Origin of the sequence: Enterococcus sp. JM9B (assembly GCF_009933265.1) — a bacterium.
Taxonomy (GTDB): Bacteria; Bacillota; Bacilli; order Lactobacillales; family Enterococcaceae; genus Enterococcus_C; species Enterococcus_C songbeiensis.
Genome location: NZ_MAEK01000023.1, coordinates 3,149 through 5,339 on the forward strand (window position 1 = coordinate 3,149; position 2,191 = coordinate 5,339).

Consider the following 2,191-nt stretch of genomic DNA (forward strand, 5'->3'; position numbering starts at 1 on the left):
CATGAAATCATCCTAACATCACATTAACAATTGAATAGATTAATGCTGGAATGTTACATTTTCAAAAAAATTGTGATTTTACACCTACTCATCAAGAATTTCTGAAATAAAATTTTTTTCATTTACTTTTATTAAGTCAACAAACTCCGAGTATCTTTCACAATTACGTGGTATAAGTAATCCTATTTTTTTAACTTCAATTTCTTCCCGAGTGGTTACATTTTTTTCGTAAGTTGTTCCTTTTTGTAAATTAAATTTCTCGATATGTTTCTCACCGTTTTCAGGATAAAGATAGAAACCTCTCGATGCGTCGAAACGAAACATGTAAGCTAAAACTTGTAAATAGTCCCGATTTCCAATATTTTCAATTGGTTTGTACTTCGCATCCGCTATGATTCGGTTTGTACAATCTCTACTGATAAAATCAGGATAGATTAATCCTAATTGCCGTCCACTACTAGCAGATAAGAACAAACGTTGTGCACCTTTACCACCTTTATTTTGCGGATGATAAAAAGAATCCTTAATCAATAAATTGATATATTCCTCCCACAGCCATGCGCCATCAAATAGTATTCCATTTACTTCTTTAGACCCTTCACCAAATTGATGTCGGTCGTATTGCAGGATCATTATACAAAGAAGCTGTAACTGTCTATACTCACGATAATAAGCATGTCGAACCGGGTTCTGCTTATTTTCTAGGACGATCTTGCGCCGGTCATAGAAATTATAGCCCTTTGTCACTTCAATCACACTTGAAGCTTCTTCACGTATTTTTGAAGCAATGGCCAAATGATAGGATTTTGTTTTAACAAACTCTATAGTATGCCTGATTAATTCCATAAGATTATTATCATAAGAAAATTCTCTTTGACTATATGCCACTTTACCTGTAAATGGAGTATTTTGTTTAATATGACACTCCACATTAATCCGCCCTCTTACGTTAGCACTATTATAATTTCTATTAATATATGTTTTGTATATACCTTTACGCATAGCTTTTCTTAAGTACATCGGAAACAAAAAGATTAGTAAGTCCTGTACTCTTTCTTTTTGATTTATTTGCACATGAAGATTAAAAATATTTGGAATATCTAGTACTTTCTCTAATAAATACTGAAATAAAAAATCGGTCTCCCCTTCAGAAAAACGTGAGCTAATAGTCATCTGTTCACTGCCACAACCCAAATAACCCATGACGTTGCCCGTACAATAGTAATCATCGACTTTTTGTAAGACTATTTGATCACCTGTTAAGTCCTCGGCGTCTTTTATTAACTCTGGAAAGACAAATATTCCCTTCTGTTCAAGATTGAAAAGAGTCTTGTCTTCTAAAAGAGCCGCTAGTCGAGGAATCTCGCGTCGAACGCTATCTACTAAGTGATTTTTACAATTATCAATTAGTTTCATAATCGTCGCCTTCGTCGCTACTAACCAGTTTGTATGCTTGATAGAAAGAATCCATTATTTTATCTTCTTCATACATTCCCCGGACATAGTCTTGAAGAAGAGGCTTCAAATAATCGTTCCACAGTTGTTCTTCGTCCAAATCTTTCAATTTCAGAAAATATGCCGCTCCTATATGATAATTAGGATTCAATTCACTAACATTTGAAATAGCAACATTTAAAGAGGTCAGCCTTTTTCGAGCAATCTGCTCTTTTTCTCCAAGATACATTAACATATCACAACTTTGCTCTGCCGTGATTTCAATAAATCTAAAACGTCGACGCATCGCAAAGTCAAAACTGTCTACCGAACGATCAATATCGTTCATAGTTCCAATGATATAAACATTATCAGGAATATAAAATTTTTCTTCCGAACTCTCGTGTAAATTTTCATACTGCGTTGCGACTGCCCCCAACGGACCGCGATAACCTGGATCTACCGAAAAGAAGAGTTCCCCAAATATTTTCGAAATCTCACCGCGATTGATTTCATCAATGATAAAAATATATGGTTTTGCATCAGTACTATCAGAAGCAGGAACATAGTCTTTAAGACCAAACGCTTCTTTTAGATGTGCGACAATAGCCTTACGATAACTATCTAATCCCCCCTGTGGAACTCCCGGTTTTCCTTGATAGATATTGCGACACTGCTCTTTATTATAATACCTTCCTCTTTTTCCATATTCCCAAACACCTTCCATATCCCCACGTACATAACTTTGTAAATGCAT

At 35.0% G+C, this 2,191-nt stretch carries 2 protein-coding genes; both read right to left on the reverse strand.

The window, feature by feature from the left end; all coding sequences use genetic code 11:
* Positions 1-84 precede the first annotated feature (84 nt).
* Complete coding sequence (locus tag BAU16_RS06540) at positions 85-1,416, reverse strand: 5-methylcytosine restriction system specificity protein McrC (RefSeq protein ID WP_161526753.1); 1,332 nt, start codon at positions 1,414-1,416, stop codon at positions 85-87.
* On the reverse strand, positions 1,403-2,191 hold a 789-nt coding region (locus tag BAU16_RS06545), incomplete at its 5' end, for an AAA family ATPase (protein WP_161526754.1). The genes BAU16_RS06540 and BAU16_RS06545, both read right to left, overlap by 14 nt.